Consider the following 17,565-nt stretch of genomic DNA (forward strand, 5'->3'; position numbering starts at 1 on the left):
ACCTCAGATCGTTGTCAGGTTGATCGCCGTGGCGATGGCGTCGATGCGCCGGCGCTGTTTGTCGAGCGCGGCTCGATGCTTCAGTTCGTGGCCTTGCAGCATGAGAATGGTTTGGTCGGCCTGCGCGATGGCCTGGAGCAGCGTGGCCAGCGCGGCGTCGATCGAGAGCACGTCGTCGCTGGTGGCATAGGTGACGGCGGGCGTGAGGATCAGCGGCGTGGCGTCGTCGACCGAGACGGAAACGGTCAGATTGAACGCCGAGACCTGTCCCGTCGCCGAGGTCGATTTCTCGATCTGGGTGTTGGCGACCACGACGACATTGCCCTGCTCGTCGAGGATCGCCACTTCGCGGATCCAGAACGGGCCGATCGCATTGCCAGAGCCGTCCACCGCCGGCAGCGGGCAGACGATATCGATCTGCTGCAAATTGCCGGGATTGACGGAGGCGCTCATGATCGGCGCCGCATAGACCATATGGATCAGGCCGCTTTCGATCGAGCCGAGCAGCGGCACGGCGCCATTGCCGTCGCCCACGGCGAAACTCACGAACTGGACCTTGGCGCCACCGGCCTCGGCCGCCGTGACGCGCTGTTTGTATTTGGCCGTAGTTTTCGAACCATAAGTCATTGCATTGGCTCCACCTGGACGTCGCCATGCACCCACAGCGCCGCGCCGAACACGGCGCCGCCCAGCGCGCGCGGATTGGGATCGTCGGGCAGGATCTGGATCAGACCGCCCACCGCGCAGGCCGCGCCGAACACGTTGCCGGCGGCGGGCGCCTGGTAACGGAGCGCCGGCCAGTCCCGCACATTTTTCCGCGCCATAACCGAGGTCAGCACGGAACCGGAATCGGGCGGATCGCGGGTCGGATCGAGCGTGACCAGCGCCTCGAAACCGGGCCAGGCGAGTCCGGCCTCGAAGAAGTCGCGGATCGTGACGGGATAGCCGAGGTCGAACGAAATCTCCGTTTCCAGCATGGCCGGCGTTCCCGCCAGTTCGTGCTCTACGAAGGCGTTTTGCGCGCGGGCGCGATTGAAATAGGAATCGGCCGGATCGAACCGGCGCAGGCTGCGCTCCCAGCACAACAGCGGCAGGAAGGCGGCCGAACATTGCATCGGCTGGCGGTTGCGCCGGATCGCCTGAACGTCGAGCGCCAGCATGCGCGCGCCAGCCGATGACAGCGCATGTTCGGTGGGCGATGCGGTCGGGGGCAGCATGGACTCGGTCATGAGCCCCTCCGCGACCACGTCAGATTGACGCCGGCAAGGATCGGCGCGGCAAAGGGATCGCCGCCGATCGCGGCGCCGGGCCGCGCCAGCGTCACGTCATTGACGAGGCCGGCGGCGTTATAGGCCAGCACCGCCGCGATCTGGTTGGGCGTGACGCGATTGCCGATGGTCGCGCGATCGGCGCAAAAGGTTTTCAGCGCCGCCGCCCGCGCCGCGACCACGGCGAGCGGATCGGCGCCGGTCTCCAGCACCAGATTGGCCTCGACCGTGTAGAACAAAGGCGTGGCGGCGAAGACGGACACGGAATCGTTGACCGGCCGCGCCGCGCGGTCCGAACAGGCGGCGAGCACGGCGGCGAGCACATCCGCGCTGGCGACGCCGCTGGGTCCAGACCCCAGGCAGTAAATCCATACCGCGCCGACCGGGACGCCCGTCGTCTCGTGGCCGTAAACCGCGACATCGGCGATCTGCGTAGGCGAGACGGACAGGGCCAAAGCCTGATAGCGCTGTGACGTGCCGCCGGTCGCCAGCGCCTCCCAGGCCAGTTGCGCGCGCTGTTTCAGGCTGGCGTTGGACTCGCCCATGGCGCGCACAATATTGACGTCGGCCGCGCGCAGATCGACGTCGGAATCCTCGACCGCGCTCGCCAAAAACGTGCTCGCCGCCGCCTCGTTGATGCGCTGGATCATCAGGCCCTCGCGATAGGCGTAGGCCGACAGCACGAAAGTGAGCGGATTGCCCTTGAGCGCGTTGACATTGTAAGCGATCCCCGCCGCTTGCAGCCGCGCGCTCGCATCCGACAGGGTGGCGTCGAGGATGGCCTGAAACGACCAGGGCGAAACCGCCGAGGGCGTGGGCAAAGCGGCGAGGTTGATGGTCTGATACATCAAGCCCCCACCGCGATCATGCCGGCCGGCGCGACCTGGACGGATTGGCCCTGCGGGTTGGAATAATCGCCCAGATGCCCGTTGGGATAGAACACGCCGGCGATATCGAAACCGACACCGCCATCGGAGCCCAGCCGCGTCGGCGTGATCTTCGTCAGCCGGAAGCCCGGCTCCCAGGCGCGGAAGGCGCGGGCCAGCGCGGTGAAATAGCGCCCGATGGTCGGGCTGTTCTGCGGCCGGTCCAGCAGGTCCGGGATATCCGAGCCGAAAGTGCGGTTGAGCACGAGCGAGCCGATCGCGGTTTGCGCGATGCAGTTGAGCGACTGGGCGCATTCGTCCCAGCCGGTCAGCGTCTCGCCAGTGTTGCTATCGAGCCCGACGCGCATCAGGACGCGGCCTTGTCCGTGGCGGAGGCGGCGGTTTTGGCGGGCGCGGCGGCGGCGCTGGCGGCGGCTTTAAGGGCGATCACGCCCTCGCTCAGCCAGTGCGCGGCGACGGGCGCGCTGATAGTGATTTCATTGCCCTTCAGAACCTTGCGGCCGGCGATGTGGAGGTTCTCGACATCGGCGACGACGACATAGGTTTGCGTCGGCAAGGTCTTTGGCGTGCGGTCGAAAAAGGGCATTTAAACACCTTTCAAGCTTGGTTCAGCGCTTCGGGTTTGATGGTGTATTTCGTCCCGCCCAGCTCCAGAACGAACTGGGGAATGGAGCCGGCGACGACATGGGCGCCATTGCCGTCCACGGATTTGAACTGACCGCCGCCGGGCTTCGACATCACCTTGGAGCCGTCATTGGCGGGCGGCTTCTGCTGGCCGGAATAGCCGGCGGCGCGGCAATAGGCGTTGGCCATGTCGCCCGACGGCGCGTAGACGTGGACGAGATCGCCCTTGGCGAGCGGCGACACATTGCCGCCGGAATCGCAGACGGGAATGTCGTGGCTGTCGTAGCCGAGATCGACCACGGCGACGTGCTTCTTGGCGTCGTAGCTCTTGACGATCGCCATCATGCCCGAGGCCAGATGGATGCGCCGCTCCATCTCCGCGAGGAGATAGGCCATGTCGTCGATCTGTCGTTGCAGGCTGGCCAGGGCGTCGTCGCTCATCCGACGCTCCCGTCCGGCTGGAATGTCCCGGCGAGCGGCGCGGCGTCGGGCGCCGAGACGGTGACGTCGGTCAGGATTTCGTCGCCGCTCTTCATCGCGACGCCGTTGATCCAGATGTCCGAGAGCGCGGCGATGGCGCCCGCCTCGATCACGCCGAAATCGGTGACGCCGAATGTGTCAGGGTCGATCATCTCGCCAATTTTCAACGGCGAGGTCCAGGTGACCTGCCAGATGGCGACGCCGGCGAGATCGGAGCCTCCCGAATATTCGTTCTGCGCGGCCAGATCCTCGGGCCGCCGCGCGCCGGCGGTGGCGAAGCGGTTTCCCTCCAGCGCGAGCGTCATGGCGCCGGCCATGGCGGCGGCGGCGATATTCCGATCCACCCTGTTCTGGCCCTTGATCTCGTCCTTGGCGATGAGCACCAAGGCCCAGCGGGTCGGCAGCATCACGCGGCCGTCGCTGACCCGGAGCGTGCGGCCGAAACCGACCAGGGCGAGCGCGGCGATCGGCGCGCGCACCGAATAGCGCTTCAGCTCTTCGAGCGTGAACGTGCCGCCATGGGTCTCGACCGCGACGCCCGGCAGGGTCTTTTCGACCTGGGCGAGGATGGCCTCGCGGAAGGAGAAGAGGGCGGCGGTCATTGCAGCACCTTGGCGACGAAGCGGGCGGCGGTCGCCTCCAGTTCCTTTGCGTTCTCGGAGGACACGCCGAGATATTGGCGCTTCGGCATAGTGACGCTCTTGACCACCGCGAATGCGACATGGCCCTTGCTCACCCACCAGAATTTCAGGGCGTTGCCGTTCACTGGCTTGATGACGCCGCCGAAGTTATGGATGCGCGCGCCGATCCAGCCCGAGCCCCAGATAGCGGCGTCGCCCTTGACAGCATGATCGATCGATCGCGCCAGATGCGCGCCGGTCTGGAAAAGCGCCGCGCGGCCGTCATACGTTTTCACCCACGGGAATCCATTGGGCGAGCGGTGCTCGACTTCGATGCGGCGCTTGGTCTGCTCAGCGCCGAGCCGCGAGAGGCCGTCGAGCAGATGATGGAAATCCAGCGACCCCATCGCGTTCAGCCGCGCGGTCGCCTGATCCAGTCCGGAGATTTCGAGTTTGAAGCCGATGCCCGACATCACAGCCTCCGCAGACGGCGGCGCAGGCTGTCGCCGGCGTCGTCGATCAGCACGGGCTCATCCGGCCCGATCGGCGTCCCGGCCTCGGCCGAGGGGATGATGTTGAGGGTGGCCTTGCCTTCGGAGAGATCGCGCAGGAAGGCGAGCGCGGCCTTTTCGGCGGCGATGATGATCTCGTTGCGCGCGGCGGGCGTGTTGGCGAGCTGGCCCACGGCGAGATCGCAGCAAAGGCCGCGCAGCAGGATGGCGGCGTCGGGCTGCGCCAGCACCGGCAGCTTGTAGCGCCGGCCGAGATAGGAATCCATGATGGCCGCGCCGGCGTCGAGCGCGCCGGAAATCCGGGTTTCGTCCGGAGCCTCGGCCGCATCATCCCACGCGAGGAGATTGACGCCCTCGGTGGACCATTTTCCGCGCAAATCTGCAATCGTCGCGTAGGCCATGCCGGCTCCTGAAAAGAGCCGGGGCTTTCGCCCCGGCAGTCTGGGAGGAAACGCGCCTGAATGGAGCGCGGGTTATCCGGGCGCCATGAACTTTGCGCCCGAATTCGTGTCAGGCCTGCGGCTCGGGCGCCTTGGGCGTCTCCGGCTCCGGCGCGGGCGCCGGTTCGACCCAGCGCACTTCGAGATAGCTGTCCGCCTCGATCTCGGCGAAAGCCTCGGCAGTGATTTCTGAAAGGTCGATTTCTCTTTCGGTCGGGCCGAACTGGACGCCGCCGCGCCAGCGCCCGTCCTCGGGACCGCGCACCTTGACCTTTTCGCCGGGAGCGCCGGCCATTTCCGGCGCGGCCTCTTCGTTTTCCGCCTGCGTGGATTTGGGTGTCTTCGCCATATCCACCCCCTCACGCCAGCCAGGGCGACATGAACACTTCGACCAGATTGCGGTCGGTGTTGTCGATCATGCCGAGCGCGCCGGACTGCACCGCGCCGCCGGGGACGCCGTCCACCGGCAGGAACTGCGACGTGATCAGGTCGCGCGCGACTTGATCCAGCGAGGGGCCGACCACCAACAGGTTCGGTTTGACGTTGAGCGGGCGGCCGAAGTCGCCCTTGAGATTGATCATGGCGGCGCGCGCGGCGCGGAAATTGGCGCGGGTCAGTGGCGCGTTGGAGGCGAAGGCGGTCTGCCAGAAGCCGTAGCCGGCATTGCAGCGGCCGTCCGTGCCATAGACATATTCGTTGCACTCGAACACGCGGTCGGAAGAGTTCGGATCGGTCTTTGAGACGAAGCCGAAAGCGCGGCGCTTCTGGTAGATGAAGGGCTTCACGATCTTCGTGGTGTCCAGCAAATACCAGGGCGCATTGGTCGGGCTGCCCACCGTCTGGACATTCGACACGAACGTGACGGTCCCGTTGACGTCCTTCACCGGATGGTTGGTGTCGAAGAAGTTCTGGCCGTCGAAACAGCGGCTGGCGAAGCCGCCGGCGAACAGGCCATAGACCAGTTCGTCGGGGAACAGGGCGACGGACTCGCCCAGGCCCGTGAACAGCGGGTTGAACAAGCCGTAGCTGTCATCCTCGATCTGCTCGCGCTTGACGGTGACCGTAGATTCGAAGGTGCGGTTCCTGATCTGGTAGCCGAAGCTGTCCAGCGCATTGGCGACGCGGTCGCCGACCCATTCGCGGATGCGCGGCATCTGGCCGAGCCAGCCGTAATTTTCGGCGGCGGCCGTGGACGAGGTTTCCATCGCCACGCGCTTCCAGGTCGGCTCGACGCTTCGCAAACCGCCGTTGAACTGGAAGTTAAAGCCCTGGAAGATCGCATCCAGGACGGAAGGCGTAATAATTCTGGGCATCGCGCGCTCCTATTCGGCCGGGGTCAGTTGAACGTCACCCAGGCGGCGCCGGTGGAATCGATGTTGAAGAGAGTGCCGGCGGCTGGCTTCGCGCCGGAATTGCTGGTCTTGGAAATCGTGTTGTCGTCACTGACGTAGACGGTGTTTCCGATGTCGGAAATCGTGACCGGGTCGGTCGCGTCATTGTTCATCAGATACGTGCCGAGATTGGCGTCGGCGCTGAGCGCGCCCGCGCCGCCGGTGCGGTTGTCGGCCGTACCGTCGGCGACGCCGACCACCTTCAGCGCCGCGCTGGCGGAAGCGGGAACGGCGACGGCGGACGAACCGGCGCCGGACAGGGCGACCATGCCGCCTTCCCAAATCACGGTGGAGGCGGCGACCGGAAACCGGCGCCAGGTGCGGTTGAGCAAAACCTTGGGCAGACGCCCGGCGGTGAGAGCGGCCATGGTGCGTCCTTACTTCTTCTGACTGGAGAGAAATTCGGCGAAGGCCTTGTCGTCGAGGCCCATGGCCACGGCGACCGCCTGCTGGTCGGAATTGAGCGCGACAGTCTGAGCGCCGGCCTGGGCGTCGATCTGGACATCGATGTCGGGCAGCAGCGCCGGCAGGTCCTTCACCATGGCGGCGAAGCGGTCAAATCCGATCTGGTCGGCGCAATTGGCAAGATGATAGTCGCGCGACGTTGGCGCGATCTTGCGGTCGCGGATCGCCTGATCGACGGCGGCTTCGGCGGCGGCCTTGAGGCGCGCGGCGCCATCGTCGGCGATCTTCTTCTCGGCCTCGGAAGCGCGGTTGAGCGCGACATGATAATCGGCCACCGGCACGAACAGGGACGGGTCGGGCCTTTGCGCATTCTGCGCGACCTGCAACCGATCGACCGCCGCGATGGCGTCGTTCTCGGTGGCCGTGTCGGGGAGGCCGAGTTTTTTGAGCAGTTCCTTCATGGATATCGACTCCTGATTGAGCGCCGCCTGTCTGAAATTGGGGCGATTGACGAGACCCGCGCCGACGACCTCGATCAGCTCGCCCCGCGCGTCATGCGCGAAGGACGGCGAGAGATAGCGGTACTCCCGGGAATTGATGGCGGCGGCGCCCTTTTGCGTCCAGGCGACGCGCCCGAAGATCTTGCCGTCGCGAATTTCCAGCGCCTCGATCCAGCCGGCGGCTGGGGCGGCCTCGCCCTTGGGGGCCTTGACCCATTGCGCGTGCTCGAAATCAATCGGCAGGTCGAGCCCGCGCCGGTTGAACGCGACGATCATCTTTTGCGGATCGGACAGCGTCCAGCTGCGACCGTCGACACCCTGGAGGCGCGGACCCGCAGGCAGCAGCTGGACCCATTCGGGAGCGCCTTCTGCCGCCTCGGCGTTCAGAGCGACCGCCGCGCCGAAAGCCGCGTCGGCGGCGTCGGAATTATGGGCGAGCGAAGTGCGGCGGGGTGTTGTCATGGCCCGGCGACAATCGCAACGGGGCCGGATTGCCTCCACGCTGGCGCCGCCAGCGGGAGCAAATCCTCGTCAGGTGAAACCGCGTGCGAGGGGCGCTTAAAACATCGCCGTTAAAGCACCATTGAAAGCCTTGGGCGGCCTTCGCGTCCGATCACGCCCGGATATGGCGGCGCAGCGACAATAGGGCTCAGCGGGCCTCCCTGCAATGGTTCCTATTCGGCAATGTCCTGCACGTAAATCGCCCCGCTTTTCTCGACGCGCAACGTCACGGCGCCAACATAAATCAGATCGCCCTCGCGACGAAACCGCCCGCCGTCGATCTCCGCCTGCAAGGCTGCGTACTGTTCCGGCGTCGCGCCGATCCGCGCGGCGTCCGCAACCGACAATCTGATCACCGAGGAACTGAGATCCAGCTGCTGCTTCTGGTCGTCGGGTAGCGAGGCGACCGGCGCCGCGATCTGCCCGCGCTGCAGATTGGCGACCTCGGACAAAGCCGGGTTGAACTTGATCTCGCCAGACTTGATCATCCGCGCGAGCCAGCTATCGGCAATATCCTCCACCGCGATGCGGCGCATCTCAGGCGTCATCGCGTCGATCTTGCCCACGAGGAAATCGGCCGCGCCGCGCTGGCGCACTATGCCGGGATTGCCCGCCCAGGCCGGATCGACGCCAACGGGCACATCGCGCACTTCGCCGGTGCGCTTGTTGACATGGGGACGCCGGCCGAAGCTCTGGGGACGATCGAGATTGTCTGGATCGACGCCGCGCTTTGCCGCCTCCCAGTCCGAAATCTGGCGCACGCGGCATTGGCAGCCCCAGCCGTTGGGCGGGTAATGCTCGGACCACCATTCATCGTCCACCGGCAGGATCGTACCCACCCATTCCAGATGTTCCAGACGCTTGTGGACGGCGGTCGAGATCAGATATTCGAGATAGGGTAGGATGTCCTTGGTGCGCTGGATGCGCTCCCATTCGCCGGCGGCATAAGCCGAATTGACGTTCGCCCAATAGATCGTGCGCAGCCGCCGCGATGAGCCAAGCTGAACTTCCTTCATTTCGCCGGTGAGCGGGTCGCGCTCTGTCGCCTTGCCCCACCAGCCCTTGGCTTGCAGCGTCGGCCGCAGGTTCTTGCGGAACTCCTCAAAGTCCTGGCGATTGTGGATCGCCTCGGAGACCGCCGCCTTGATGTCGCCAAGCACGTCAAAGCCCGCCGACTTCGCCACGGTGAAGGCGTGGGCGTGCTCCTCGACGGAAAAATCCTCGTAGTGAAACGACGGTTTAACGCCCTTTGAATCGAAGAAGCGCAGCACCTCCGCCGGCGGCTTCTTGAACAGGTCGGAGGAAAAAGCGTCAGCCATCCAGACGCCCGCCCGGCCCGGAGCCCTCGCCGAAACCGCGCGCCTTCATGGCGGAGATCATCAGCCTTTTGGCGAGTGGATCGAGCTTCAGTTTTCCTGCGAGCCGGTCCAGCCGCGCCAGAAAGTCGTCAAATCCCGTGGCCTGCGCCAGTTCGGCTTCGACCTGTTCAACGATTGGCCCGAGCTGCGCCTCCCATTCATCCGCCTCGTCCTCGCCGATCGCATCGACCACATCGGGCTCCGTGGCCGGCGCGCTGGCATTGTGGGCAAGCCGCAACGGCCGGCCGCAGCCGCAGGCGCACCGGCCCTGCGCATTGGTCGCGGCCATGCGCTCGGCCTGGCTGGTGTCCGGCGCCGGTTCTTGCGCCGCGCCCTTCGCCGCCGCCCGCAACAGCTTCTCGCCCTCTGCTGGCTCGCGCAGCCCCACGATCTCGCGCGCCTCCGCCTGCGCCACCTCCAGCCCGACATTGACCAGCGTCGCGATCGCCGTGCTCTTGACCGCAATGTCCTGCGGCTCCGCCACCGGGAATTTTACCCATGGCGCCTTCGCGCCCGCGCCGAAATTGATCTGGACGAACCATCTGATGACGTCGCGGTTGACCGTCAGCTCGGCCTCTTCGGCGTCATCCTCCAGGATGTCGATGCGGACTTCGTCATGCACCTTGGCTTGCGCCAGGCCGCCGGCCTGGCCGTCCGTGGTCATCGTCTGCCCGAGGATCGCCTTGGATATTTGCTTGTCGAGATAATCGGCGAAAGTGGCGAACGGCTTGTCGGCGTAGCCCTTGGCTTCGAGAAACTCGATGACCATGGTCTCCGGGATGATGGCGGCGGCGTCCACCGCGATGCGCGACACCGCCTGGAGCAGCTTGCGCTTGTCCTCCGCCGTCGCGCCCGGATGATATTTGCCGACCCGCAGCGGCATGCCGTAGACGTCGAGAAACGTCATCCAGTCTTTCAAGCTGAATTGCTTGAACAGCCACGACCAGGCGCACAGCCAGGCGTAGCCGCCGCGAATGGGAATGCCTGATTTGATCTCCGGCTTGTGCACCACGAATTTCGCCGGCGGCAGCGCCGCGCCGTCGATCGCGCCAAGCACGGCGATGCGCGCCTCGGTGCGCGACACATAATCGAAGGTGAAATATTTCGGGTCGCGCCAGACATAGGCGACCGGCTTGAGCAGGCCGTCATCGACCGCCCACATGATTTCCGTGACGGAAAACCCCTTGCCGAACGCATCCACCATGCTCTTCATCAGCGAGCGCCACGCCGGCGCCGCCACCAACTCGCGCACGGCATCGACAATCCGTTTATCGACGTTGCGCGCGCCCTCCTCGATCGACGGCTTCAGCCGCGCCACTTGCCGTTTGCGCGTGGACAGCACGGCGAGATAATGCAGGTCGCGCTCCTCCATCTCCTCCGCGAGTTCCAGGAAGGACCGGAGATCGCCACGCTTGGTGTTTTGCAGGATGCTGGCCAGCCGCTCGGGCGACAGGCCGCTGGCGACGCTCTGATCCCAGAACGAGCGGACGCCGATCAGTTCGGGCCGCGCCAGCTCTTCCGAAAGCTCCTCCACCTCGGGCAACGACAGCTCGCGGTCAGGGATTTGGCCGTCTTCCAGCAGCGGCGACGGGCCGTGCATGCCGACTTCGCCCTCCGGGGCCTCGCCGACGCGCGGCTGCATCGGATCGAGCGGCGCGGTTTGCTCCTTGCGCTTTTTCTTCTTGTCGCGCGCCATCAATACAGCCCTCTCGTGTCGACCAAGCCGGCATCCTCGGCCTCGTCTTTGCTGCGCTGAGCTTCCAGCGCGGTCGCGATGCTCTCGTAATCATATTCATGCAGCGACGACCGGCTGGCGGCATGGGCCAGCATCAGGGCGACGGCCGAGTCGCCGTGGCGGTCTTTTTTCACGCCCGACCGCAACGCCGGCATGAACGGCACGCCGCCCTTGACCTGGACGAGGCGGAGATCGGCGGTGATTTCCGCGTCGGCGGGAATTTCCAGCATGTCGTCTTCAAAGGCCGATTTCACCGGCTCGGCGTTCTCGCGATACCAGGGCACGTTCAGCATCACGGCCTCGGAGCGCAGCTCGCCCAGCTCCTGCTGCGCGGCCTCGGCGACGGCGAAGCCGAGCCCGGTGGCGTCGCCCTTGAACCCACAGAAGCGCGGCAGCCGCTTGAAGATGTAGCTCTGCACCTGCTTCTGGCAGTCGAACGGGATGGCGCGCATTTCGACCACGAAGGGCGTCGTGCGCTTCAGCGTGCGCTGGATGGCGAGTGGCCACAGCACGGAGAGATCGGACACGCGGCCGTAGTCGCCGCCCATGAAATGCATCAGCAACGGATCGCATTTCATCAGCAGCGGCAGCAGCTCGCGCTCGCACCAACTTTCGATGTCGGAGCGCCGCAAATGGTCGGACCAGAAGGTGAAGTCGCGCGGCCGAGTCAGCCGCAGCACCGGAATCCCCTGCCGCGCCCGCGCCTCGATCAGCGCCGCCGACAACCACGAGCCCTCGCCCTCGCTGGGGATGCAGAACAGCTCCTCATCCGCCGCGTCGCCATATTCCCGGATGATGCCGGCGCGCCAGGCGGCCTCGGCCTCGACGCTCCATTGCTCGCCGGTGCGCAGGCACACCCGCTTGTAAAGCCCGTCGCGCAGGGCGTCGTCGAAGTCGAACCGGCAATAGCCATAGCCCTTGGAGCCGGAGCGCGCCTCCTTGACGAGGGTGTTGTAATAATTGTCCTCGCCGTTGTGGGTCGAGATGACCAGGACGCGCCCACCCCAGATCAGGAGGGCGAGAGCGGCCTTCATGAGGCCCTTGAGGTCATCGTGGAAGGCGGCTTCGTCGATAATGACGAACCCCTGAAAACCGCGCAGCGAGCGCGGACGCGATGCCAGGGCGATGATCTCGAATCCGCTGGCGAAGCGGATGCGGAACGCCTTGATGTGTTTCGACGGGTCCGGCCCGTCATCGAACATGAATTCCTGAATGCCGGCTTCGGTGATAGCGTCGTTGAACGCACGCGCCCACATGCCGCAGCAGTCGATGAACTCCCGCGCCATGTCGAGGTTGTAGCCGATATAGAGCGAGTCCATGCCGCCTTCGGCGCGCTGCGACGCCGAGATTAGGACGGCCTGCGAACCCACACCCCAAGTGGCGCCCGTCCGCCGGGACTTCTCCACGACAGTGACGCGGAAGGCGGCGACGGTCGAAAGCAGTTTCTGCTGGTAGCCGAGCAGGATCGCGTCGAGGCTGTCGCCGGTGTCCACGCCGGCGGCCAGCGACTCCAGCCGCAGCTTCTTCCATTCAGCTTCGGTGATGAACCGGGCGGACTGGATTTGCTCTTTGGTCGGGAGCGCGGTCAAGCGGCGCTCATTTCTTCAACGGCCAGTTCCCAGGCGGCGTCTTGCGCCAGCATGATCACGCCAGTGTTGATCTGACGGCGGTACTTGTTGACGAGACGAAGGACCGTTTCCTTCTGCCGCTTGGTCCATTTTTCGAATGGCTTCTGAAGCATAGAATTAACGAAGCGCTTGTCCCAGCGGCCCGGCAGGAACGAGCAGCGCGCCAGCGCGGCGAGTATTTGCAAATAGGGGGATTCGGCCATCTCAGCAGACCTCCGCGAGAACGGCGCGCACGCGGATCACTTGGCCGCAAAGGCCATTCCACACCCAACCGCCGCCATTGAAGTCCGTCCAGTAGCCCTTGCACCACTCGCGCCAGCGTGCCTTCTCGTCGGCAGGCGCGTAGCGATACATCCAATGCTCGACCAGCAGCTCGACAGGTTCGTCAATTTCCTTCCACCAGCACAGCTCCGGGAGGCCAGTTAGCGCATCGCACATCTCACGCCCCCTTCTGGATAACGCCGAGCTGCTCCATGATCTTGTTGCGCGTCGCGGCGGTGAGGCCCTTGGCGCGCGAAACCGTCTCGACGGCGCCGGCCACTTTGCCCTCGAACTCCGCCAGCGCGCGGCGCTTGGCGTCGCCGGACAGCCTCTGGCCTTCGATTGTGTGCTTGTAGGCGCGCGAAAGCTCCATCGCGCCCTTGGGGTCGAATTCGTCGGCCTCGCGGTCGAGCAGCTCCGTGATCAGCGTCTTGATCAGTTCGCCTATCACGATATCGGCCTCGGCGATCTTCTCCGGCGTGAACTGCGGGGCGATGCCCTCGAACAGGGCGCGGCGCTCCGCGATCTTCTTCGAGGCCTTTGCAATCCGGATTGAACGGCGATTGAACGCCGATTTGCTGACGGGATCGACGCCCTTGACCGCGAGCCTGTCATTCAGTTCGAACAGGATATCGGCCTGCGAGCGCTTGCGCGCGTTCAGCTCGCTCATCGCCCAGACGAGATCGTCCTGCGCCTCGTCGGGCAGAAGGTCGAGGGAGGAGAGCCGGCCGCGTCCCTCCGCCATTTATGCCTCCGGCGGGCTGGGCCGCTTCACGCCCGGAAGCACGATGCGGCGCTCGACATGGTCGAGTCCGCGCGCGGTCAGCGTGGCGATCTTCACCGTGGCCACGTCCTGGACCGTGATGGCGCCCATTTCGGCGAGCCAGCCGAGCTGGACATGCAGCCAGTCGCGCGTGCGGTTGATGCCCCACAGAGCGTCCAGTTCGTCGCGCAGCATTGACGAATTCACCCGCAGATCCGGCTGCTCGGCCAGAACCCGCAGAATGACCAGCCGCGCCTCTTCTTCCAGACGACTCGCGAAGCTCATTTTGCATGCCCTTCCAGCGCCCAGTTCTGCAACCGCTCCGAAATCGCCTTGATCGGCTCGACGCGCGCCAGCAGCGTCTTCATCTCACCGCGCATTTCGGCCATGGTGAGCTGAAGCTCATGCACCAGGTCCACGTTCGGCAGATGCTTGACCTCGGTCTCGACGGTGGCGAGGCGCTTGTCGAGCGCGTCGCAGGTCGCCTCGACCGCCTCGATTTTGTCGGAGCGGCGATTGATCCAGGCGAGGACCATCGCCGCGAGCGAAAACGTCACCGATACGAACACCGCCGCCCACTGCGCCATAGTCCCCGAATCCATCAGCTCATTCCCATCAAGCGCCCGAGGCGCGCCAAAACACTGGTGAAAACGGCGAGGAACGCATCGTCCCGCGCCGGTAGAAGAATAAACCCCGCCTCTTCCAGGCGGGCGATCTCGCCCTCGACGATCAGGGCGTATTTGCGCCAGATCGCCTCGTCGTCGGCGGGGTCGAAATCGAACGACGACAGCTTGTTCGCCAGCATGTCCGGATCGAACCCGCCCTCGGTCGCGCGCCGGCGCGCCTCCGCCTCGATCAGCCCGGCGCGGCTCACTTGCCGTCCCTGCAGATACGGATCGCGCTGGTCTCGCGCTCCCATTCCTGCGCCAGCACCTGCATGCCGGGGTCTGTGCGGTCGCGGCGCATCACGGCCGCGACCTCACGCTTTTGCGCCGCCGTCCACTGGGTCGGCTGGCCGCAGCGGGCCTTGAGCGGCGCCAGCGCCGCCGCCGTGATCCTCGTCGTCGGCGTCGTGTTGCAGCCGGTCAGCAATATCGTCGACAGAGCGAGTGCCCCGATCATTCGCAAGCTGAGCATCGGCGGTCTCCACGGTTTTGGCGTCGATGTCGGAGGCGAGCGCGTCGGCGCCCGCCTGCCTGTCTTGTGCGCGCGCCGCCTCGGCCTGCCGCGCTTTCAGGGCGTCGAGCAGGTCCTTCAAGAACACGAAGATGGCGGCGAGCATTTGCAGCATGGATCAACCCGCCTTGAAGACCGGCGAGTTGGTCAGGGCGCGGACGCCGATGATGGCCGCGCCGATCACGCCGCCCGCCGTGGGCGACAGGCCGAGCGTGGTCCAGTCGATGCCCGCGATATAATTCACGGCCGGAGAGACGACGGCGACGCCGAGGCCAAGAAGAACAGTTTTCCAACCCTTCATGTCGAACCCCTCAGTTCAAATCTATAATCAGGACGCAGCCGGGGCTTCGGCGGCGGGGTCAGCGGCGGCCGGGGCGGTGGCCGAAGCAACGGCGGCTTCGGCGCCGACGGCGGCGTCCTTCAACGACGCGGTCAGGGCGTCGATCTGGGTGGCGGCGGCCTCGACAGTGGCGCTGTCATCGGAAGCGAGACCCGCCTTGATTTTCGCCGTCTCCGCCGTGATCGCGTCGCCGATCTCCTTGACGACGGGCGTCAGCGTGGCGACGGCGGAAGTGAGATGTTCGATTGCGCTCATGAGACTGTCCATCCTTTTCCCAAGGTCCAAAATCAGGGGCCGCAAATCGCCCCCGTCGTCCCGCCTCTGGGTCTGGCGGGAATTCGAACGCCGGCCGCTCACGGCAACAGCCGCGCGAGCAGCACCACCACGCCAAGCAAGAAAGCGGCGCAGCCGATATTCGCTGAGGGCGGGTCCTCAGCCAGCGCCACCAGCGCCAGACCGCCGAAGATGAGGAAGACGGGCGTGATCATGCCGCAACGCCCATGTGCTGCTTCACCCGCGCGACAAAATCCGCCTTGTCCACGGCCTTGCCGGGACAGTCGTGATGGTCGCGCGCGCATTCCTTGTGGAATTTCAGACTGTCCGCCGCGATCCCCAGCGCGTGGGACAACGCGCCGACCGCCGCCGCCGCATTGTCGCGCACCTTGGCGCCGTCGCCGGTGGTGAAGGACTCGACCGCATAGTCGCCGACCATCTCGACGCCGATCGACACCTTGTTGAAACAGGAGGCGTGAACGCCATCATGCTCAAGGTCGCAGGCGATCCAGATGAAATCCGGCGCGACGAAGATGTGCGGCCCGGAATGCCAGCCCTGCTCATCATGATAATAATGGTTGAGGTTGCGAATGCGGCGCTCGCCCTCCTCCTTGCCCATGCCGAAATGCGCCCATTGCTTCAGGCTCGGTTCGGCCGTGTTGTGCAGGGTGACGAATTTCGGACGCCACGCCGCCCACTTCAGCTTGGCGACGTAAAACGTGAATTCGGCGGGCGTGAAAGCCAGCGGATTGGCGAGGAAGGACATGGCGGCTCCGGGATCGGGCGCCGGGGCTTATCGCCCCGTCGGATGATCCCGAAATTGCACGGGAATGCCGCGCCGCTTCACGCTGGCGTCGCCAGCGTCAGTCGTCGAACAGGGAAAGCTGGTTGGATTTGACCAGGTCGCGCGCACGATAGGAATAGATCGTGCGGACATGGACGCCGGCTTTTGCCGCGGCCTCGTTGGCCGATGCGCCGGCCTCAAGCGCGGCGAGGGCCAGACGGCGCCGCCCGGCAGGGGTGTTCTGCGGCGCGACCGGCAGGACTATATCCTCGCCGCCCCGCCAATTGCAAATGGCCTGCGCCGCCGCCTCGCCGACCGCGAAACGCAGCCAGTGTTCTGGTCCGCAATGCTCCGGACGCGGGATGAAAACCCGCGTGCCGCCCTTGGCGGCGCCAAGCTTCATCACTGCGTCGAGGCCGGCGATTTCGGCGATTTCGCGATAAATCGGCGGCAGGAAATCAAGCATCGCTCGCCTCCCCTTGGGAGGTGCGGGCCACCCCGAACTTGCCGGCCTGGTCGCCCCAGCAATCCCAGCCCGGACGATTGGTGCGCGAGAACAAGTCGAGCCGGAACGCCGTGGGCTTGAAGCGCTCGACCGCCGCGTAGAATTCCTCCGGCTTTTCCGAATGGCGGCGCGCGACGCCGTCGAACATGCCGCCCTCAGCTGCGTCGAGAATGGACTCGAGCGCACCCGCATAGGCCGGACCGCCGCGCTTGCCGATCAGAATGTCCTCGTGCTGCGTCCGCACAACGAAGCCCGGCCCGGTGCGCACGGCGCCGGCGCGTGTCACCTTGCGCCATGCGATCCGCGTGCAATAGCGGAAACCCCAGGCGCGCAGCACGTCGAAGCTGCGATCCAGCAAAGGCGCGGAGGTCCACAGGAACAGCCAGGCGTCCCGCCGCGCCACACTGGCGACGTCGAGCGTGCAAATGCGCTCGATCGGATGGCAGGCGTAATGCTTTTGCGGCGCCTTCTCCCAGCCTTTGGGCGAATAGGTCTTGACCTCCCAGGGCGGATCGGCGGCGATGATGTCGTAGCGGCGCGAGGGCAGCGGCGGGAAAAGGGGTATCATGCCCGTTCTCCGTCACGACGGGCCGCCTCGCGGTCATAGGCTGCGCACAACGCCGCAAACAGCCGATTGCATTTGGCGTCAGCGCGACGGCACGCTGCGAACGCCTGTTCGCATTGGACATTGGCGACGAGATAAGCCCGATACTTGGAAGGCTTTGTTCGCGCCGCCTCTCTGGCGTCACCGCAGGCGCGGCTCTTGGCCAGATAGTCGGCCGAAGCGGCGTCGGCCTTGAGGGCGAGGATGGTCTCGACAGGATCAAACTCCATCGCCGCCTCCCTCAAACGCCTGCAAAATCCATTCCGGCACGTCATCCCGGCGCGCCGCAAGCGCGGCCAGCCCGCGTCCCACGGCTTCGAGCTGGGGCAGGCGTCCGCGCCTTTTGGCGATCTCTTCGACGGTAAAAGTTGTGCGCTTGTCGCCACGCGCCAGCGCCGCTTTTTGCGCCTCCAGGCGGTCGCGGCGCTCGGCGTAAGTCAGCCGCATCTCGTTGACGAGGGCGTCCAGCGCGATCATGACCGGCCTCCCATGCGGAAGGCCGGCTTTATC

The 17,565-nt window shown here is 65.6% G+C and carries 31 protein-coding genes; all 31 read right to left on the reverse strand.

All coding sequences use genetic code 11. The features are described from left to right. Positions 1-3: 3 nt before the first annotated feature. Positions 4-627, reverse strand: coding sequence for a phage tail-collar fiber domain-containing protein (locus CCR94_RS16295; protein WP_104508903.1), 624 nt, complete (start codon positions 625-627; stop codon positions 4-6). Then, positions 624-1,229: a phage tail protein gene (locus CCR94_RS16300; RefSeq protein WP_104508904.1), complete on the reverse strand. Its 606-nt coding sequence runs from the start codon at positions 1,227-1,229 to the stop codon at positions 624-626. The genes CCR94_RS16295 and CCR94_RS16300 overlap by 4 nt, the downstream gene beginning before the upstream one ends. Next, positions 1,226-2,116: a baseplate J/gp47 family protein gene (locus tag CCR94_RS16305; RefSeq protein WP_158254799.1), complete on the reverse strand. Its 891-nt coding sequence runs from the start codon at positions 2,114-2,116 to the stop codon at positions 1,226-1,228. Before CCR94_RS16305 ends, CCR94_RS16300 begins: the two co-directional genes overlap by 4 nt. Beyond that, on the reverse strand, positions 2,116-2,502 hold the full coding sequence (locus tag CCR94_RS25145; protein WP_158254800.1) for a GPW/gp25 family protein: 387 nt from the start codon (positions 2,500-2,502) through the stop codon (positions 2,116-2,118). The genes CCR94_RS16305 and CCR94_RS25145 overlap by 1 nt, the downstream gene beginning before the upstream one ends. Further along, positions 2,502-2,741: a hypothetical protein gene (locus CCR94_RS16310; protein ID WP_104508906.1), complete on the reverse strand. Its 240-nt coding sequence runs from the start codon at positions 2,739-2,741 to the stop codon at positions 2,502-2,504. Before CCR94_RS16310 ends, CCR94_RS25145 begins: the two co-directional genes overlap by 1 nt. A gap of 11 nt (positions 2,742-2,752) precedes the next feature. After that, positions 2,753-3,220: a hypothetical protein gene (locus CCR94_RS16315; RefSeq protein ID WP_104508907.1), complete on the reverse strand. Its 468-nt coding sequence runs from the start codon at positions 3,218-3,220 to the stop codon at positions 2,753-2,755. Beyond that, complete coding sequence (locus CCR94_RS16320) at positions 3,217-3,861, reverse strand: hypothetical protein (RefSeq protein WP_104508908.1); 645 nt, start codon at positions 3,859-3,861, stop codon at positions 3,217-3,219. Before CCR94_RS16320 ends, CCR94_RS16315 begins: the two co-directional genes overlap by 4 nt. Next, positions 3,858-4,352: a phage virion morphogenesis family protein gene (locus tag CCR94_RS16325; RefSeq protein ID WP_104508909.1), complete on the reverse strand. Its 495-nt coding sequence runs from the start codon at positions 4,350-4,352 to the stop codon at positions 3,858-3,860. The genes CCR94_RS16320 and CCR94_RS16325 overlap by 4 nt, the downstream gene beginning before the upstream one ends. Beyond that, complete coding sequence (locus tag CCR94_RS16330; protein WP_104508910.1) at positions 4,352-4,792, reverse strand: DUF1320 domain-containing protein; 441 nt, start codon at positions 4,790-4,792, stop codon at positions 4,352-4,354. Before CCR94_RS16330 ends, CCR94_RS16325 begins: the two co-directional genes overlap by 1 nt. Before the next feature lie 109 nt (positions 4,793-4,901). Next, positions 4,902-5,180 carry a hypothetical protein gene (locus CCR94_RS16335; protein ID WP_104508911.1) on the reverse strand — a complete coding sequence of 93 codons (279 nt, stop codon included), beginning with the start codon at positions 5,178-5,180 and terminating at the stop codon, positions 4,902-4,904. Between the two features lie 10 nt (positions 5,181-5,190). Continuing rightward, positions 5,191-6,144 (reverse strand): Mu-like prophage major head subunit gpT family protein, encoded by a 954-nt coding sequence (locus CCR94_RS16340; protein WP_104508912.1) that lies wholly within the window; start codon positions 6,142-6,144, stop codon positions 5,191-5,193. A 23-nt stretch (positions 6,145-6,167) separates the two neighbouring features. Further along, positions 6,168-6,590, reverse strand: a complete 423-nt coding sequence (locus CCR94_RS16345; RefSeq protein WP_104508913.1) for a hypothetical protein — start codon at positions 6,588-6,590, stop codon at positions 6,168-6,170. Between the two features lie 9 nt (positions 6,591-6,599). Continuing rightward, positions 6,600-7,589 (reverse strand): phage protease, encoded by a 990-nt coding sequence (locus CCR94_RS16350; protein ID WP_104508914.1) that lies wholly within the window; start codon positions 7,587-7,589, stop codon positions 6,600-6,602. Positions 7,590-7,801: 212 nt separating this feature from the next. Next, positions 7,802-8,947 (reverse strand): phage head morphogenesis protein, encoded by a 1,146-nt coding sequence (locus CCR94_RS16355; protein ID WP_104508915.1) that lies wholly within the window; start codon positions 8,945-8,947, stop codon positions 7,802-7,804. After that, entirely contained in the window at positions 8,940-10,682 is a 1,743-nt protein-coding gene (locus CCR94_RS16360) for a DUF935 domain-containing protein (RefSeq protein ID WP_104508916.1), read from the reverse strand. The genes CCR94_RS16355 and CCR94_RS16360 overlap by 8 nt, the downstream gene beginning before the upstream one ends. Then, positions 10,682-12,310 carry a hypothetical protein gene (locus CCR94_RS16365; protein WP_104508917.1) on the reverse strand — a complete coding sequence of 543 codons (1,629 nt, stop codon included), beginning with the start codon at positions 12,308-12,310 and terminating at the stop codon, positions 10,682-10,684. Before CCR94_RS16365 ends, CCR94_RS16360 begins: the two co-directional genes overlap by 1 nt. Then, the gene (locus CCR94_RS16370) at positions 12,307-12,552 is read right to left on the reverse strand and encodes a hypothetical protein (protein ID WP_104508918.1); all 246 of its coding nucleotides are present in this window, start codon (positions 12,550-12,552) and stop codon (positions 12,307-12,309) included. The genes CCR94_RS16365 and CCR94_RS16370 overlap by 4 nt, the downstream gene beginning before the upstream one ends. 1 nt (position 12,553) lies before the next feature. Next, positions 12,554-12,787, reverse strand: coding sequence for a hypothetical protein (locus tag CCR94_RS16375; RefSeq protein WP_104508919.1), 234 nt, complete (start codon positions 12,785-12,787; stop codon positions 12,554-12,556). Position 12,788: 1 nt separating this feature from the next. Continuing rightward, complete coding sequence (locus CCR94_RS16380) at positions 12,789-13,355, reverse strand: phage protein Gp27 family protein (protein WP_104508920.1); 567 nt, start codon at positions 13,353-13,355, stop codon at positions 12,789-12,791. After that, on the reverse strand, positions 13,356-13,658 hold the full coding sequence (locus CCR94_RS16385) for a VpaChn25_0724 family phage protein (protein ID WP_104508921.1): 303 nt from the start codon (positions 13,656-13,658) through the stop codon (positions 13,356-13,358). After that, on the reverse strand, positions 13,655-13,975 hold the full coding sequence (locus tag CCR94_RS16390; RefSeq protein ID WP_104508922.1) for a DUF2730 family protein: 321 nt from the start codon (positions 13,973-13,975) through the stop codon (positions 13,655-13,657). The genes CCR94_RS16385 and CCR94_RS16390 overlap by 4 nt, the downstream gene beginning before the upstream one ends. Then, complete coding sequence (locus CCR94_RS16395) at positions 13,975-14,247, reverse strand: hypothetical protein (RefSeq protein ID WP_104508923.1); 273 nt, start codon at positions 14,245-14,247, stop codon at positions 13,975-13,977. Before CCR94_RS16395 ends, CCR94_RS16390 begins: the two co-directional genes overlap by 1 nt. A gap of 105 nt (positions 14,248-14,352) precedes the next feature. Further along, positions 14,353-14,655: a hypothetical protein gene (locus tag CCR94_RS16400; protein ID WP_146090054.1), complete on the reverse strand. Its 303-nt coding sequence runs from the start codon at positions 14,653-14,655 to the stop codon at positions 14,353-14,355. A 12-nt stretch (positions 14,656-14,667) separates the two neighbouring features. After that, positions 14,668-14,850, reverse strand: coding sequence for a hypothetical protein (locus tag CCR94_RS16405; RefSeq protein WP_104508925.1), 183 nt, complete (start codon positions 14,848-14,850; stop codon positions 14,668-14,670). A 27-nt stretch (positions 14,851-14,877) separates the two neighbouring features. Next, the gene (locus CCR94_RS16410; protein WP_146090055.1) at positions 14,878-15,144 is read right to left on the reverse strand and encodes a hypothetical protein; all 267 of its coding nucleotides are present in this window, start codon (positions 15,142-15,144) and stop codon (positions 14,878-14,880) included. A 98-nt stretch (positions 15,145-15,242) separates the two neighbouring features. Further along, positions 15,243-15,377 (reverse strand): hypothetical protein, encoded by a 135-nt coding sequence (locus tag CCR94_RS26370; protein WP_275112822.1) that lies wholly within the window; start codon positions 15,375-15,377, stop codon positions 15,243-15,245. Further along, positions 15,374-15,928, reverse strand: coding sequence for a peptidoglycan recognition protein family protein (locus CCR94_RS16415; protein ID WP_104508927.1), 555 nt, complete (start codon positions 15,926-15,928; stop codon positions 15,374-15,376). Before CCR94_RS16415 ends, CCR94_RS26370 begins: the two co-directional genes overlap by 4 nt. 97 nt (positions 15,929-16,025) lie before the next feature. Continuing rightward, positions 16,026-16,412 carry a helix-turn-helix domain-containing protein gene (locus CCR94_RS16420; RefSeq protein ID WP_104508928.1) on the reverse strand — a complete coding sequence of 129 codons (387 nt, stop codon included), beginning with the start codon at positions 16,410-16,412 and terminating at the stop codon, positions 16,026-16,028. After that, positions 16,405-17,019: an MT-A70 family methyltransferase gene (locus CCR94_RS16425; RefSeq protein ID WP_104508929.1), complete on the reverse strand. Its 615-nt coding sequence runs from the start codon at positions 17,017-17,019 to the stop codon at positions 16,405-16,407. Before CCR94_RS16425 ends, CCR94_RS16420 begins: the two co-directional genes overlap by 8 nt. Then, positions 17,016-17,285 (reverse strand): hypothetical protein, encoded by a 270-nt coding sequence (locus tag CCR94_RS16430; protein ID WP_104508930.1) that lies wholly within the window; start codon positions 17,283-17,285, stop codon positions 17,016-17,018. Before CCR94_RS16430 ends, CCR94_RS16425 begins: the two co-directional genes overlap by 4 nt. Then, entirely contained in the window at positions 17,275-17,532 is a 258-nt protein-coding gene (locus CCR94_RS16435; RefSeq protein WP_104508931.1) for a hypothetical protein, read from the reverse strand. Before CCR94_RS16435 ends, CCR94_RS16430 begins: the two co-directional genes overlap by 11 nt. Between the last annotated feature and the right edge of the window lie 33 nt (positions 17,533-17,565).

Source organism: Rhodoblastus sphagnicola, assembly GCF_002937075.1.
Lineage (GTDB): Bacteria > Pseudomonadota > Alphaproteobacteria > Rhizobiales > Beijerinckiaceae > Rhodoblastus > Rhodoblastus sphagnicola.

Bases quoted from the DNA above. Each gene is read 5' to 3' on its own strand.
- CCR94_RS25145 (WP_158254800.1), bottom strand. From the start codon at position 2,502: ATGCGCGTCGGGCTCGATAGCAACACTGGCGAGACGCTGACCGGCTGG.
- CCR94_RS16410 (WP_146090055.1), bottom strand. From the start codon at position 15,144: ATGAGCGCAATCGAACATCTCACTTCCGCCGTCGCCACGCTGACGCCC.
- CCR94_RS16310 (WP_104508906.1), bottom strand. From the start codon at position 2,741: ATGCCCTTTTTCGACCGCACGCCAAAGACCTTGCCGACGCAAACCTAT.
- CCR94_RS16360 (WP_104508916.1), bottom strand. From the start codon at position 10,682: ATGGCGCGCGACAAGAAGAAAAAGCGCAAGGAGCAAACCGCGCCGCTC.
- CCR94_RS16425 (WP_104508929.1), bottom strand. From the start codon at position 17,019: ATGATACCCCTTTTCCCGCCGCTGCCCTCGCGCCGCTACGACATCATC.
- CCR94_RS26370 (WP_275112822.1), bottom strand. From the start codon at position 15,377: ATGATCACGCCCGTCTTCCTCATCTTCGGCGGTCTGGCGCTGGTGGCG.
- CCR94_RS16385 (WP_104508921.1), bottom strand. From the start codon at position 13,658: ATGAGCTTCGCGAGTCGTCTGGAAGAAGAGGCGCGGCTGGTCATTCTG.
- CCR94_RS16415 (WP_104508927.1), bottom strand. From the start codon at position 15,928: ATGTCCTTCCTCGCCAATCCGCTGGCTTTCACGCCCGCCGAATTCACG.
- CCR94_RS16295 (WP_104508903.1), bottom strand. From the start codon at position 627: ATGACTTATGGTTCGAAAACTACGGCCAAATACAAACAGCGCGTCACG.
- CCR94_RS16350 (WP_104508914.1), bottom strand. From the start codon at position 7,589: ATGACAACACCCCGCCGCACTTCGCTCGCCCATAATTCCGACGCCGCC.
- CCR94_RS16315 (WP_104508907.1), bottom strand. From the start codon at position 3,220: ATGAGCGACGACGCCCTGGCCAGCCTGCAACGACAGATCGACGACATG.
- CCR94_RS16380 (WP_104508920.1), bottom strand. From the start codon at position 13,355: ATGGCGGAGGGACGCGGCCGGCTCTCCTCCCTCGACCTTCTGCCCGAC.
- CCR94_RS16405 (WP_104508925.1), bottom strand. From the start codon at position 14,850: ATGAAGGGTTGGAAAACTGTTCTTCTTGGCCTCGGCGTCGCCGTCGTC.
- CCR94_RS16435 (WP_104508931.1), bottom strand. From the start codon at position 17,532: ATGATCGCGCTGGACGCCCTCGTCAACGAGATGCGGCTGACTTACGCC.
- CCR94_RS16325 (WP_104508909.1), bottom strand. From the start codon at position 4,352: ATGTCGGGCATCGGCTTCAAACTCGAAATCTCCGGACTGGATCAGGCG.
- CCR94_RS16345 (WP_104508913.1), bottom strand. From the start codon at position 6,590: ATGGCCGCTCTCACCGCCGGGCGTCTGCCCAAGGTTTTGCTCAACCGC.
- CCR94_RS16305 (WP_158254799.1), bottom strand. From the start codon at position 2,116: ATGTATCAGACCATCAACCTCGCCGCTTTGCCCACGCCCTCGGCGGTT.
- CCR94_RS16420 (WP_104508928.1), bottom strand. From the start codon at position 16,412: ATGCTTGATTTCCTGCCGCCGATTTATCGCGAAATCGCCGAAATCGCC.
- CCR94_RS16390 (WP_104508922.1), bottom strand. From the start codon at position 13,975: ATGGATTCGGGGACTATGGCGCAGTGGGCGGCGGTGTTCGTATCGGTG.
- CCR94_RS16430 (WP_104508930.1), bottom strand. From the start codon at position 17,285: ATGGAGTTTGATCCTGTCGAGACCATCCTCGCCCTCAAGGCCGACGCC.
- CCR94_RS16320 (WP_104508908.1), bottom strand. From the start codon at position 3,861: ATGACCGCCGCCCTCTTCTCCTTCCGCGAGGCCATCCTCGCCCAGGTC.
- CCR94_RS16340 (WP_104508912.1), bottom strand. From the start codon at position 6,144: ATGCCCAGAATTATTACGCCTTCCGTCCTGGATGCGATCTTCCAGGGC.
- CCR94_RS16300 (WP_104508904.1), bottom strand. From the start codon at position 1,229: ATGACCGAGTCCATGCTGCCCCCGACCGCATCGCCCACCGAACATGCG.
- CCR94_RS16375 (WP_104508919.1), bottom strand. From the start codon at position 12,787: ATGTGCGATGCGCTAACTGGCCTCCCGGAGCTGTGCTGGTGGAAGGAA.
- CCR94_RS16335 (WP_104508911.1), bottom strand. From the start codon at position 5,180: ATGGCGAAGACACCCAAATCCACGCAGGCGGAAAACGAAGAGGCCGCG.
- CCR94_RS16400 (WP_146090054.1), bottom strand. From the start codon at position 14,655: ATGCTCGCCGCCATCTTCGTGTTCTTGAAGGACCTGCTCGACGCCCTG.
- CCR94_RS16330 (WP_104508910.1), bottom strand. From the start codon at position 4,792: ATGGCCTACGCGACGATTGCAGATTTGCGCGGAAAATGGTCCACCGAG.
- CCR94_RS16355 (WP_104508915.1), bottom strand. From the start codon at position 8,947: ATGGCTGACGCTTTTTCCTCCGACCTGTTCAAGAAGCCGCCGGCGGAG.
- CCR94_RS16370 (WP_104508918.1), bottom strand. From the start codon at position 12,552: ATGGCCGAATCCCCCTATTTGCAAATACTCGCCGCGCTGGCGCGCTGC.